6 protein-coding genes are annotated in these 14139 nt (G+C 63.3%); 3 read left to right on the forward strand and 3 right to left on the reverse strand.

Translation table 11 applies throughout. The features are described 5' to 3' along the window. Positions 1-310: 310 nt before the first annotated feature. Complete coding sequence (locus tag AXW84_RS22585; protein ID WP_157887198.1) at positions 311-3346, forward strand: Ig-like domain-containing protein; 3036 nt, start codon at positions 311-313, stop codon at positions 3344-3346. An 80-nt stretch (positions 3347-3426) separates the two neighbouring features. On the opposite strand, the gene AXW84_RS22590 is transcribed toward AXW84_RS22585, so the two are convergent. The 3 genes from AXW84_RS22590 to AXW84_RS22600 all read right to left on the reverse strand — a co-directional run bounded on the left by AXW84_RS22590 (position 3427) and on the right by AXW84_RS22600 (position 7634). After that, on the reverse strand, positions 3427-4173 hold the full coding sequence (locus tag AXW84_RS22590) for a WecB/TagA/CpsF family glycosyltransferase (protein WP_068238677.1): 747 nt from the start codon (positions 4171-4173) through the stop codon (positions 3427-3429). 42 nt (positions 4174-4215) lie between these two features. After that, complete coding sequence (locus tag AXW84_RS22595) at positions 4216-5613, reverse strand: exopolysaccharide biosynthesis polyprenyl glycosylphosphotransferase (RefSeq protein WP_082774067.1); 1398 nt, start codon at positions 5611-5613, stop codon at positions 4216-4218. A 356-nt stretch (positions 5614-5969) separates the two neighbouring features. Next, a complete protein-coding gene (locus AXW84_RS22600) occupies positions 5970-7634 on the reverse strand; it encodes an MFS transporter (RefSeq protein WP_071892452.1) in 1665 nt (554 codons plus the stop codon). 283 nt (positions 7635-7917) lie between these two features. Between AXW84_RS22600 and gltB the strand changes: the two genes are divergently transcribed. Beyond that, positions 7918-12447 carry a glutamate synthase large subunit gene (gltB, locus tag AXW84_RS22605; protein ID WP_068238683.1) on the forward strand — a complete coding sequence of 1510 codons (4530 nt, stop codon included), beginning with the start codon at positions 7918-7920 and terminating at the stop codon, positions 12445-12447. 170 nt (positions 12448-12617) lie between these two features. Further along, positions 12618-14087 (forward strand): glutamate synthase subunit beta, encoded by a 1470-nt coding sequence (locus AXW84_RS22610; protein WP_068238685.1) that lies wholly within the window; start codon positions 12618-12620, stop codon positions 14085-14087. Positions 14088-14139: the final 52 nt, after the last annotated feature.

Below are 14139 nucleotides of genomic sequence, written 5' to 3' on the forward strand. Positions count from 1 at the left end.
TGTTTACGAACGAAATAATTGTATATCTTTGCCTCAGGCTTTTTTATGTTTTATAATATTTTTAATTAAATCGGAAATTCACATTTCTGTCACCTTGATGTTAAAAATTGACAAGACCATCGCTGCATCCTCTCGTAAACGCGCGCTTACAGCCAGTACGAAGGCTTTTTTACTGTTCGCTGCTGCAGGCCTGCCCCTTATTTCGGCGCAGGCCCAAACGGTAACTTACGCTGATCCAATTGTAATAACCAAAGGTGGTACCTACACCGGCAATTACCGCAGCAACACCTCCGGGCAGCCGGCCGTGCTGGTGAATACCAACGAACCCGTCGTGCTCGACGGGTGCAGCCTGGCTGGGGCGGGCAACCTGATTCAGGCCGGTGAGGGCGCCAACCTGACCGTGCGCAACTGCCGCGGTCAGGGCCTGGCCCCGAGCGTGGACAACCAAGCCCCTGGCCGTTTCATCGATTCGTACCGAGCTCAGCGCTTGGTGGTGGAACACAACGAGTTGGTGCAAACCAGCGGCATCGTGGTGAACCGCTGGAGCGGCACGGGGGGGGGCGGCCAAACCCTGACGGTGCGCTATAACCGGGTGCGCAACATCGACGGGCGCTGGCGCAACGGCGGCAGCGCCCGCAGCAGCTTCCTGATTTTGAACACGGTGCAACACCTGGCCGGCGTCGACGTGGCCTACAACGAGGTCATCAATGCGCCCAATCAGAGCTTGGTGGAGGACAATATTAATCTGTACAACAGCTCGGGCACGGCCGACAGCCCGGTGCACGTGCACGACAACTTCGTGCGTGGGGCGTACCCTTTTCCAGCCACCGACGGCCAGTTTACGGGTACGGGCCTGACCACCGACGGCGACGCGGGCACCATGGACGGGGCCGCGGCCTACATCGAGGCCGACCACAACCAGTTTGTGAGTACCTGCAACGCGGCGATGAACATTGCCGCCGGCCACGACGTGTACTACCACGACAACCGCTTAGTAACCAGTGGCCTGCTGCCCGACGGCTCGCGTCTACAGGCTACTTACGCCGCCACAGCTGTATTCAACTACTACCAGCAACTGGCGAGCCTGTTTTTCAACAACCGGATCGAGAACAACGTCATCGGCTTCGTGCGGTGGGGGGCTAACAACCCCTTTCCCGACCGCCAGGACCTGAGCCCGGGCAACTGCGACGCGTGCACCGGTACGGTGCACCTGCCCAACCCCGTGACGCTGGCCACCGAGGACAACGAAGGGGCCCTATGGGCCCAAAAGCTGCAACAGAACGGCGTAGTGGTGGGGCCCCTGGGCGCCGCTGCCCCGGCCCCGCCGGTGGTAGTGGCCACCGGCCAGGTCGTTAACCCCGGTTTTGAAGCAGACGGCGCCGCCTCTGGCTCGCCCACCGGCTGGCAAACCGGCGCCGGCTCCGACGCCAAATCCATTTACACCGAATCGTTCGCCGGGGCCCACACGGGCACTTACCACGCCACTCATTACCGCTATTCAGCTTACGAAGTGTACACGTACCAAGTAGTCAGTGGTTTGCCGAGCGGCACTTATGCTTTCAGCGCTTGGGTGAAAAGCAGCGGGGGCCAAACCGCCGCCCAGATGCGGGCCAGCAACTACGGGGGGCCTGTGCTGACCGCTGATATTGCCGCTACCCCCGGGGGCGAAAAGGCCGCCGGCTGGGTGCTGCTCACCGTGGCCAATGTTGCGGTGACCAACGGCCGGTGCGAAATAGGTTTTTACTCCAAAGCCGATGCCAACCAAGCCATCTATTTTGACGATGTGACGCTGGCACCCCAATCAGCCGCCGCGCCCAACCTCGCGCCCACCGTGGCCCTGAGCGCCCCCTCCGCCCTCACGCTGGGCCAAGCCGTCGCCCTGAGCGCCACGGCCGCTGATACCGACGGCACGGTAGTCAAAGTAGAATTCTACAACGGCGCCACCAAGCTGGGCGAAGCTACCGCAGCCCCCTACCAGCTGAGCTGGACGCCCGCAGCTGCCGGCACGTACACGCTGACCGCCGTGGCAACCGACAATGCTGCGGCCAGTACCACTTCGGCTACCGTGTCGGTGGCCGTGGCTGCCCCAGCGCCGGCGCCGGTTGGTGCTGGCACCAACTTGGTGGCCAACCCGGGCTTTGAGGCCGGCGGCTTGCCCGTGGGGGCCCCTGCCGGCTGGCAAACCGCCACCGGTGCGAGTACCAACGACAACGCCGATTACACCGAAGCTTACCCGGGGCCCCACGCGGGCTTGTACCACGGTACCCACTACCGCCCAGACAAATACGAAGTATATACTTATCAAACGATCAGCAACTTGCCAGCCGGTACCTATACGCTGCGGGCATGGGTGAAGAGTAGCGGCGGCCAACCCCGCGCCGAAATGCGCGCTAGCAACTACGGCGGCGACATGCGCGTGGCCAACCTCGGCACCAGCATGAGCGGCTGGACGCTAGTCCAAATTCCGAACATCAGCGTAGTAAGCGGTCGGGCCGAAATTGGCTTCTACTCCAAGGCCAGCGGCGGACAGTGGTTGTATTTCGACGACGTGGAATTTGTGCTCCAACCCACCGCGACCGGGGCCAACACCGTGATAAACGCCAGCTTCGACGACGACCTCCTGCCGCGGTGGGACCCTCGCCAGTGGACCACCCAGGCCTTTGGCGCTACCCGGATATTTGCCAGCTACATCGAGGCGTACCCAGGGGCCCACTCGGGCCTATACCACGGCACCCATTACCGCCCCGAGGCATACGAGGTTTATACCTATCAAACGATTAGCAACCTGGCGGCTGGTACTTACGCGCTACGGGCGTGGGTGAAGAGCAGCGGCGGCCAAACTACCGTCCAAATGAGGGCCAGCAACTACGGTGGCGATTTAGTGAGCGCGGCCGTTCCGGATACCCCCGACGGGCAGTGGGTTCAAATCACCTTGCCGAACATCACCGTGAGCAACGGCCAGTGCGAAATTGGCTTCTACTCCAAGGCCAGCGGTGGGCAGTCGTTCTACTACGACGACGTAGAGTTGGTGCTGCAAAGCGGAGCATCAGCGGCGGCCGGTGCAACGGCCAGTGCAGCCGCTATTGCTCTCGCCGCGGGCTCTACGCTCTTCCCCAACCCGGCTGACGACCAAGTTACAGTGTCCGTAAATTTTCTGCAATCCACTGCCGTTACGTTGGTAGTGACCGACATGCAGGGCGCCCCCATAGCGCGGTCGCAGCAGCAGGCCACGGCCGGCGACAACCAGTTTGTGCTCGATACCAGAAACTTGCCTAGCGGCATCTACGCCCTGCAAATTCAGAGCAGCCAGCCCACGCTCGTGGAGCGCCTAGAGGTGCGGCACTAGGGTACTGACTTTAGAAAGTGGGGGAGGAATTGGGAAACAGCGGTTGCCCAATTCCTCCCCCACTTTCTAAATGTTCAATATCAGCCCTTGGCCAGCGAAGTGCGGGCCAATAGAAAGAGAAACCGCGAGTTCGTAACGAGGTAGCGCTTCCACAGTCGGCGGGGCTCCAGCCAGAGGCGGTAGGCCCACTCCAGCCACAGGCGGCGCGCCCACACGGGCAGGCGCTGCTCCATACCTGCGTATACCAGAAAAGCTTGGCCCACGCCCAGCATGCAGGCTTTTACCTGGCCGCGGTGCGCAGCCATCCAGCGCTCCTGACGGGGGCAGCCCAGGGCCACGAACAGCAAATCCGGGTCGGCGGCGTTGATGGCAGCCACGTGGGCGGCTTCTTCGTCGGGGGTGAGGGGCCGGAAGGGCGGGGCGCAGGTGCCCACCAGCCGTAGGGTGGGCAGCTCGCGCTTGGCCCGTACCACAATGGCTTCGAGCACGTCGTCAGTGGTGCCGTAAAAATACACCGACTGGCCGCGGCGGGCGGCTTCCTCTAGCAGGGCTGGTACCAGGTCCATACCGGCTACGCGCTCCTGGGGGTGGCCGCCGCGCCACCCGGCCACGCTGGCCACAGGGCCCCCGTCGGGGGTCACGAGGTCGGCCTCGGCTAGCACCTTACGGAAGCTTGGGTCGCGGTGAGCTTCCACTACCATGTGCACATTGGCGCAGCACACGTAGGCCGAGGTGCGGGCCGCGCCAAGGCGCAGGATGCGGTCCACGAATTCGTCGAAGGGCCCCGTGGTGATGCCCGAATCAATAACAGTTTGCGTCGATAACATAGGTGCTAAGGTAAGGGCAAGGCTGCCGGCGAGCTTAAAGAATTAATAAGCATTCTTCTCGCCGGCTACCATGTTCCACACCGTTTTGCCGATGATTTTCACATCAAGCAGCAACGACCAGTTCTCCACGTATTCTAGGTCGTATTCCACACGCTTCTCCATGGCGCCCGCGGCGCGGGTTTCGCCGCGGTGGCCGTTCACCTGGGCGTGGCCCGTTATGCCGGGCGTTACAGCGTGGCGCTGGGCATAGGTGTGGATGTGCTTGGAGTACTCTTCCAGCTGCGACACCATATTGGGCCGGGGCCCCACCACCGACATGTGGCCGAGCCACACGTTGAAGAACTGCGGAATTTCGTCGAGGCTCGACGAGCGCAGGAAGCGGCCCACCCGCGTCACGCGGGCGTCGCCCTTGGTGGCTTGCAACTCAGTGCCGCTCAGGTCGGTGCGCATCGTGCGAAGCTTATAGCACGGAAACAGCTTGTTGCGCTTGCCGGGTCGCATCTGTTTGAAGAACACGGGGCCCGGCGAATCCAGCTTGATGAACAGCGCCAGGATGGGCAGTAAAATCGGGAAGATGCCCACGATTACCAAGCCCGAAAACACGAGGTCGAACCCGCGCTTGGCAATCTGATTGGTGCGGAAGGCCAGTGGGTGGCGGCGCACCGTGAGGATGGGGCCCCGGCCGTGGTAGTGTACGTCCACGCCCTTGTGCAGCGTCCCTTCAAAGTCGGGCACGATGCGGAAGGCCATGAAGTGGTCATCAGCAAAAGCCGACAATTCTGAAATCAGGTCAGACTGGTTGAGGGGCAGAGCAAAGTACATCTCATCGACTTGTTCCCGCTCGCAGAATTCCTTGAGGTCGGCCAGCCCGCCGCGCACCAGCGGCTGGAGGTCGGCCGCTACTGGCTCGTCGGCAAAAAAACCCAGGAACTGGTTGGCCACCGGATCGTGCAGCGTTAGAAACTGGTACATCTCGCGGCCGCTGCGGCTGGCGCCCACGATCACGAAGCGGCTGTGGGGCCGGGCCAGCCGGTAGCGGTAGGTACGGTAGAAGAACGCCACCAGCAAGCGTCCGCTCACCACGGCCGCGCCCGCCACGCTGTACAGCAACAAGATGTAGCGAATGGGCAGCAGCCGTACCCGCAGCAGCAAAATGCCTGCCGTGAGCACCACTGCGTGGATAAGAAAGGCCAGCACCAGGGCCCAAAATTTCTCCAAGTACGTAGTGAGCCGGTCCAGGGAAGTAGGGTTGGTGACTTGGCCCGCCACAATCCACCACAACAGGGCAAAAACGGCAAAAAATAGCGGGTAATCACCGCTAAATTGCCAGTCGCCACGGTGGTAGAATTCAATAAAGCGGAAAGCCCCAAAAATAATCAAGACATCAGCAGCCAGCAGAATCATCTGGTTGACATGCGTGCGGCGTTCATAAAGTATCATGGGCAGGATAAGTAGGCAGCGTTATATCGATGGTTTCGTGCCCAGTGGCAGTCCATCAGGAGTCTTTTCAGAGGCACATACGGAACTAAGGCACCGTTAGCCTTGGCAATTATGGTTTAAAACATATCTAATTGTAAATTTTATAAAAACAACCCGTTGCGCACGATTTTTAATTAAAATAATTATATTTAAAAAACAGAATTAATTCCTAGGCTAAACTGTATTTTATCGTTTTATGGCAGATTGTAGCGAACTGAGAGCTAATATATAATTTTGTTGATATTAATCCAACAAATTGTTATTATTTAATTTTTAACTTTAATTAAAAAAGCCCCTTCCAAAGGCCGTGCCAATAATTAGTGGGTTAGTTCTACGTTGGGGTAGGGGGCGGCTACTTCCACGGGCACGTTGATGGCCGTGGGGAAGGCCAGGAAGTGCGCCACGTGCGGCGGCTCGGGGCCCCGGTGGAATTGGCGCACCTGGTCCTCCACCACTTGGTCGTCGCGCGTGAAGCGGTGGTGCTGGCGCAGGTGTTCGCCCCAGGTGGCCACATAGAAAAATTCGGTGATGCGCGAGGGGTCAGCCAGGTCGGCAAATACGCCGGCGCGCAGGGCCCCGTCGCGCAGGCGCAGGCGCGAAAGGCGGTTGGCCACCGGCTGGAACGCGGCCCAATCGGCGGGCTCGATGGAATAGGTGATCATTACCACCACGGGGCCGTCATCGAGGTCGGCGGGACCGTCGGCTACGGGCGGGTCGAGCCAAGGCTCGGCAGGGTCAAGGTTGAGGTTATCGGCGGCCTGGAGCGGGTACGGCACGGCTAGCAGAACGCTGGCGGCCATCCAGCCGGCGGCCACGCACAGGGCCACCTGCGGGCTGAAGTAGTCGGCCAACTCGCCCCACGCCAAGCTGCCCAGGCTCATGCCGGCCTGGAACAGCAGCATGTAAATGCTCACCACGCGCGCCTGCACCCACTTCGGCACGTTTAGCTGCACAGTGGTGCTGAAGCTGGTCATGGCCATCAGCCAGGCCGTGCCCGACACGAACATGATGGGCCCCAGGATGGCGGTGTTCTCGATGAATGCTAGACTTAGGTTGGTGCCCACGAAGGTGAGCACGCCCAGCAACACCCGCTGGTTGAGGCTGATGCGCTGCCCCGCCCGGCCCATCAGAAAGGCGCCCGCCACGGCCCCCGCGCCCAGCCACGAGAGCATGACGCCGTAGTGCCCGGCGCTCAGGTGCAGCTTGCGGGCGATGACCACCGAGAGCAGCGCCCACATGGCGCTGGCTCCGAACCCAAACGCAAACACCCGCACCAGCACCGCGTGGATGGGCGGCGCGTAGTGCACGTAGCGCATGCCCGCCCGCAGGGCCCCCAGGAAGTGCTCGGTGGGGCCCTGGCTTTCCTCGGCGTCGCGCTTCCAGAAGTAGATGACGGCGAACGTGCCTAAAAACGATACCCCGTTGAGCATGAACACCCAACCCGGCGAGTAGTAGGCGATGACCAGCCCGCCCAGCGCCGGCCCGATGGCCCGGGCAATGTTGTTGCTCACGCCGTTCAGCGTGATGGCGAAGGGTAGCACCGGGCGCGGCACCAGCTCAGTGGTCACCGTTTGCCACACCGGGCCGTTCAGGGCCGAACCCATGCCCAGCAGAAACGTGAAGCCCAGCACCCCAAAGGCCGACACCTGCCCACCCAGCGTAAGGGCCCCCAAGATGGTGGCCACCACCGCCATAAAGCCCTGCGTGCCCAGCAGCAGCTTGCGCCGGTCCGCCAAGTCGGCCAGGGCCCCGCCGGGCAGGCTCAGCAAAAAGGCGGGGAGGCTGGTGGCGGTTTGCATTAACGCCACGAGCAGGGCCGAGGTCGTGAGCGTCGTTACGAGCCACACGCCGGCCACGTTCTGCATCCAGGTGCCCACGTTGGACGCGAGCGAGGCAATCCACACGGCCCGGAACACGTGGTAGGCCAGGGGGCTCCACATGGTGGCCCGGGCGGCTGGGGCAGGGGTGAGGGAAGGAGTCATCAGGGAAATAACAGCGCTCACCGGCTTACGGATGTCGCGCCCCCGGGGTGCGCTAACCGGGTCCCCGGGGCCCCAAGGAGGCTCCCGGGCCGGTACTTTGGAAATAATAAACCGGCGAAAAATTGATTAGGCGAAAACCACGCTGTGTAATACTTTAACGCGCAGCACCTTGGCTACCCCACCCGTTGGGGCGGCCCGGGCGCGCCGGCTAGGGCCCCTAGGGGGCCTGGGCCAACGGTACGCGGGGTAGCATTTATTTGACAATCAAATAACTAAAAATAAAATGACGGTTGACCACAACGCTGCTTCGGCGGGCCTCTACCGCCCGGAGTTCGAACACGACGCCTGCGGCACGGGCTTCCTCACGTCCATCACCGGGCGCAAGTCGCACCAGATGGTGGTGGACGCGCTGACCATGTTGGAAAACATGGAGCACCGCGGCGCCTGCGGCTGCGACCACGACTCGGGCGACGGCGCGGGCCTGCTGCTGCAAATCCCGCACTGGTTCCTCTTAGAGGAATGCCTGGCGCTGGATATTCAGCTGCCCGAGCCCGGCGGCTACGGCGTGGGCCAGGCTTTTTTGCCAAAAGACGCGGCCGCCCGCGCCACCGCCCGGGGCCTCATCGACGCGGCGGCCAAGCAGCTCGGGCTGCGCGTGCTCGGCTACCGGCCCGTACCGACGAACCCGGCCGGCATCGGCGTCACGGCCCTGAGCGGCGAGCCGGTGATGGAGCAGGTGTTCGTGGCCCGGCCCGCTACGGTGCTCACCACCGAGGACTTCGAGCGCAAGCTCTACATCCTGCGCCGGCTCATCGTGAAAAACGTGAAGGAAGTGCTGCCCGGAGGCCTCGACGATTTGTACTTCGCCTCGTTCTCCTGCCAGACTATCGTATATAAGGGCCAGCTCACCACTTACCAGGTGCGCGGCTACTACCCCGACCTCACCGACGAGCGGGTGACGACCGGCTTTGGCCTCATCCACTCGCGCTTCTCGACCAATACGTTCCCAAGCTGGCGGCTGGCGCAGCCCTTCCGCTACCTGGCCCACAACGGCGAAATTAATACCCTGCGCGGCAACCTGAACTGGTTTTACGCCGGCTTGCAAACCTACGCCTCGCCCTACTTCACGGCTGCGGAAATGGCGATGCTGCTGCCCGTGATTGACGCCGGCCAGTCGGACTCGGCGTGCCTCGACAACATCGTGGAGCTGCTGCTGCACTGCGGCCGCACCCTACCCCACGTGCTGATGATGCTGGTGCCCGAGGCCTGGGACGGCAACGAGCAAATGGACCCGCTGAAAAAGGCGTTCTACGAGTTCCACGCCACCTTTATGGCCCCCTGGGACGGCCCCGCGGCCCTCAACTTCACCGACGGCCGCCTGGTGGGGGCCATGCTCGACCGCAACGGCCTGCGCCCGCTGCGCTACGTCGTGACGAACGACGGGCGCGTGCTGGTGGCCTCCGAGGCCGGCGTGCTGCCCATCCCGGAGGAAATTATCCTGGAGAAAGGGCGCTTGCAGCCGGGCAAAATGTTCGTGGTGGACACCGTGGCCGGGGCCATCATCACCGACGCTGAAATCAAGCACCAGGCCGCCAGCCGCCAGCCTTACGGCGACTGGCTGCGCAACTACCAGATTCGGCTGGACGAGCTGGAGGAGCCCCGCCAGGTATTTTCCGACCTCGGCGCGGCCGCCGTGCTCAAGTACCACCAGGCCTTTGGCTACACCCGCGAGGACATCGAAACCGTGATTTTGCCGATGGCTTTGGAAGGAAAAGAGGCCATCGGCTCGATGGGCGTGGACGTGCCCCTGGCCGTGCTCTCCGACCAGCCGCAGCACCTGAGCAGCTACTTCAAGCAGTTCTTCGCCCAGGTCACCAACCCGCCCATCGACCCCATTCGGGAGCGGCTGGTGATGAGCCTGGCCACCTTCATCGGCAACAACGGCAACATCCTCGACGAGGACAAGATGCACGGGCACTGCGTGGCCCTGCGCCACCCCATCCTCGCCAACCACCAGCTCGAAAAGCTGCGCAGCATCGACACCGGCCTGTTCCACGCCAAAACGCTCCAAACCTACTTCAAGGCCGATGGGCTGCCCAGCTCGCTCGAAGCCGGCCTGGCGCGCCTGTGCCGCTACGCGGAGGACGCGGTGAACGACGGCTTCGAGGTGCTGATTCTGTCGGACAGGGCCCTGGACTCCGAGCACGCGCCCATCCCGTCGCTGCTGGCCGTGTCGGCGGTGCACCACCACCTGATTCGCATCAGCCGGCGCGGTTCGGTGGGCCTCGTGGTGGAGGCCGGCGACGTGTGGGAAGTGCATCACTTCGCCTGCCTGCTGGCCTTCGGCGGCACCGCCATCAACCCGTATCTGGCCCTGGCCACCATCCAGACCACGCACCTGGATGGCCGCCTCGAAACCCGCTTGGAGGGCCCCCAGCTGCTGAAAAACTACGTGAAGGCCGTGAACGACGGCTTGCTGAAGATTTTCTCCAAGATGGGCATTTCGACCCTGCTCTCGTATCACGGGGCCCAGGTGTTCGAGATTCTGGGCCTCAACCAGGAAGTGGTGGACCGCTACTTTACCGGGGCCGTGACGCGCATTGGGGGCCTGGGGCTCGACGAAATTGCCCGCGAAACGCTGTACAAGCACTTCCAGGGCTTCCGCAGCAACACCCCGCCCGAGGCCGAGGGGCTCGGCGACGGCGGCTTCTACCAGTGGCGGCGGCGCGGCGAGGCGCACATGTTCAACCCCGAAACGGTGCACCTGCTCCAACTCGCCACCCGCACGAATAATTACGCCACCTACCAGCGCTACGCCAAGCTGCTGAACGCGCACCCCAGCCAGGCCTTCAGCATCCGGGGCCTGCTCGACTTTGCCCAGCACCGCGAGGCCATTGCCTTGGAGGAAGTGGAGCCGGCGGCGCTGATTATGAAGCGCTTCGCCACCGGGGCCATGTCGTTCGGCTCGATTTCGCACGAGGCGCACAGTACCCTGGCCATTGCCATGAACCGCATCGGCGGCAAGAGCAACACCGGCGAGGGCGGCGAAGACCCGCTGCGCTTCGAGGTGATGGCGAACGGCGACTCCATGCGCTCGGCCATCAAGCAGATTGCCTCGGCCCGCTTCGGCGTCACGGCCCACTACCTGACCAATGCCGACGAATTGCAAATCAAGATGGCCCAGGGGGCCAAGCCCGGCGAAGGCGGCCAGCTCCCCGGCCATAAAGTAGATGAGTGGATTGCCAAAGTGCGCCACGCCACGCCCGGCGTGGGCCTGATTTCGCCGCCGCCCCACCACGACATCTACTCCATCGAGGACCTAGCCCAGCTGATTTTCGACCTGAAAAACGCCAACCGCGCCGCCCGCATCAACGTGAAGCTGGTAAGCAAGGCGGGCGTGGGCACCATCGCCGCCGGCGTGGCCAAGGCCCACGCCGACGTAATTCTGATTTCGGGCTACGACGGCGGCACCGGGGCCTCGCCGCTCAGTAGCATCCGCCACGCGGGCCTGCCCTGGGAGCTGGGCCTGGCTGAAGCCCACCAAACTCTGGTGCGCAACCAGCTGCGCAGCCGCGTGGTGCTGCAAGCCGACGGCCAGCTCAAAACCGGCCGCGACCTGGCCGTAGCGGCGCTTTTGGGGGCCGAAGAATGGGGCGTGGCCACCGCTGCCCTCATCGCCGGGGGCTGCGTGATGATGCGCAAGTGCCACCTCAACACCTGCCCCGTGGGCGTGGCCACCCAGGACCCCGAGCTGCGCAAGCTCTTCACCGGCCAGCCCGAGCACATCGTCAACCTCTTCCGCTTCCTGGCCGAAGAGTTGCGCGAAATCATGGCCTCGCTCGGTTTCCGCACCGTGAACGAGATGGTGGGCCGCTCGCAGTTCCTCAAGCGCAAAGCGGGCGTCAGCCACTGGAAGGCCCGGCAGGTGGACCTGAGCGGCGTGCTCTACCCGGCCCCCAACCCCACCGGCGCCACCTTATATAAGAGCGAAGACCAAGACCACGGCCTCGCCAACATCCTCGACTGGGAGCTGCTGGCCCACGCCCAACCCGCGCTGGACCACCAGACGCTGGTGTTCGGCTCGTTCGACGTGCGCAACACCGACCGCACGCTGGGCACGCTGCTTTCCAACGAAATCACGAAACGCTACCACGCCGCCGGCCTGCCCGAGGGCACCATCCACTTCCGCTTCAAAGGCTCGGCGGGCCAAAGCTTCGGCGCGTTTGCCGTCAAAGGCCTGGCCTTCAGCTTGGCCGGCGAAGCCAACGACTACGTGGGCAAGGGCCTCTCGGGGGCCCAGCTGGCCATCTTCCCGGCCCCAGAAAGCCAGCTGGTGCCCGAAAACAACATCATCATCGGCAACGTGGCGCTGTACGGGGCCACCTCCGGGGCCCTGTTTGCCCGCGGGCAGGCCGGCGAGCGGTTCGCGGTGCGTAACTCCGGGGCCACGGCCGTGGTCGAGGGCGTGGGCGACCACGGCTGTGAGTACATGACCGGCGGCCGGGCCCTCATCCTGGGCCAGACCGGGCGCAACTTCGCCGCCGGCATGAGCGGCGGCATCGCCTGGATTTACGACCCCGACGGCACGTTCCCCGAAAACTGCAACCTGGAAATGGTGGAGCTCGAAGGCCTCACCGCCGACGATGAAGACCAAATTCAGGCCCTATTGCGCCGCCACCACGACCTGACCGGCAGCGACAAAGCCCAGTTCCTACTCGCCAACTGGGCCGAGGAAACCGGCCGCTTCGTGAAGGTATTTCCCTCGGAATACAAGAAGGTGCTGCAACGGGCGCAGCTGCAAGCGGCGGGGTAGGGGCCCCGGCAATCCAACGATGATGAGTAAGGCAAAAAGGCCGTCATGCTGAGCGCAGCCGAAGCATCTCTACTGCGGCAGTAAATAATTACTCAGCGGGAGAGATGCTTCGGCTGCGATCAGCATGACGTTCAAACGCAAAAACTTAACTTCCAATACGATAACCCGCAATGGGCAACATCACCGGTTTCAAGCAATTCGAGCGCGCGCTGCCCGCCAAGGAGGCCCCGCAGGTGCGCACCACCAATTACCAGGAGTTCATCGGCCTGTACCCGCCCGAGGCGCTGCACCAGCAGGCGGCCCGGTGCATGAACTGCGGCATCCCTTTCTGCCACTCGGGCTGCCCGCTGGGCAACATCATCCCCGAGTTCAACGAGGCCGTGTACCGGCAGGATTGGGAAGACGCCTACCAAATCCTCACCACCACCAACAACTTCCCCGAATTCACGGGCCGCATTTGCCCCGCACCCTGCGAGTCGGCCTGCGTGCTGAGCATCCACAGCACGGCGGTGGCCATCGAGGAAATCGAGAAGCACATCATCGAAATTGCCTTCGAGAAAGGCTACGTGCACCCCACCGCGCCGGTGCTGAAAACCGGCAAAACGGTGGCCGTAGTGGGCTCGGGGCCCGCCGGGCTGGCGGTGGCTGCGCAGCTGGCCAAGGCCGGCCACGCCGTCACGGTGTTCGAGCGCGACGAGCAGCCCGGGGGCCTGCTGCGCTACGGCGTGCCCGATTTCAAGCTGGAGAAGTGGGTGATTGACCGTCGCATCGAGCTGATGGAAAAGGACGGCATCGTGTTTCGCTGCAACACCGAAATCGGCCGCGACCTGCCCGCCGACGAGCTCCAGCGCACCTTCGACGCCGTGGTGCTGGCCGGCGGGGCCATCGCCCCGCGCGACCTGCCGCTGCCCGGCCGCGAGCTGGCCGGCATCCACTACGCCATGGACTACCTGGGCCAGCAAAACCGCCGCGTGAGTAACATTCCCGTCCAGGGCCCCGACATCCTGGCCACCGACAAGCACGTGGTGGTAATTGGCAGCGGCGACACGGGCTCCGACTGCGTGGGCATTGCCAACCGCCAGCAGGCCACCGCCGTGGCCCAGTTCGCCCTCATGAACCAGCCTTCCAACGAGCGGCCGGCCCACACGCCCTGGCCGCACTACCCCACGGTGTTCCGCACCAGCAGCTCGCACGAAGAGGGCTGCCAGCGCCACTGGGGCATCAGCACCAAGGCATTTCTAGGCGACGAAAACGGCCACGTCAGGGCCCTGCAAGTGAGCGACGTGACCTGGGAAACCGACGCCATGGGCCGCCGCCTCACCTCGGAAGAAGTGCCGAACTCGACCCGCGAAATCCCCTGCGAGCTGGTGCTGCTGGCCATGGGCTTCCACGCCAACCCCTACGAGGGCCTGCTGGCCCAGCTGGGCGTGGGCGTGGAAAAAAACGGCCTCGTGCAAGCCCCCGAAACCACTTACCAAACCAACGTGCCCGGCGTGTTCGTGGCCGGCGACATGCGCCGCGGCCAATCGCTGGTCGTCTGGGCCATCTCCGAAGGCCGCGAAGCCGCCCGCCAAATCGACGTGTTTCTAATGGGGCAGACGGCATTGCCAAGCAAAAACGCGGTGGGCATGTTTGCGTGAGATGAACGCAAGTTCAATTTATAAAAGGGGGCCCGGAAGCAATTGCTTCCGG

Origin of the sequence: Hymenobacter sp. PAMC 26628 (genome assembly GCF_001562275.1) — a bacterium.
Classification (GTDB): Bacteria; Bacteroidota; Bacteroidia; order Cytophagales; family Hymenobacteraceae; genus Hymenobacter.

Coding starts and splice junctions, on each gene's coding strand:
- AXW84_RS22595 (WP_082774067.1), bottom strand. CDS start 5,613: ATGATACTTTATGAACGCCGCACGCATGTCAACCAGATGATTCTGCTG.
- AXW84_RS22590 (WP_068238677.1), bottom strand. CDS start 4,173: ATGTTATCGACGCAAACTGTTATTGATTCGGGCATCACCACGGGGCCC.
- gltB (WP_068238683.1), top strand. CDS start 7,918: ATGACGGTTGACCACAACGCTGCTTCGGCGGGCCTCTACCGCCCGGAG.
- AXW84_RS22610 (WP_068238685.1), top strand. CDS start 12,618: ATGGGCAACATCACCGGTTTCAAGCAATTCGAGCGCGCGCTGCCCGCC.
- AXW84_RS22600 (WP_071892452.1), bottom strand. CDS start 7,634: ATGACTCCTTCCCTCACCCCTGCCCCAGCCGCCCGGGCCACCATGTGG.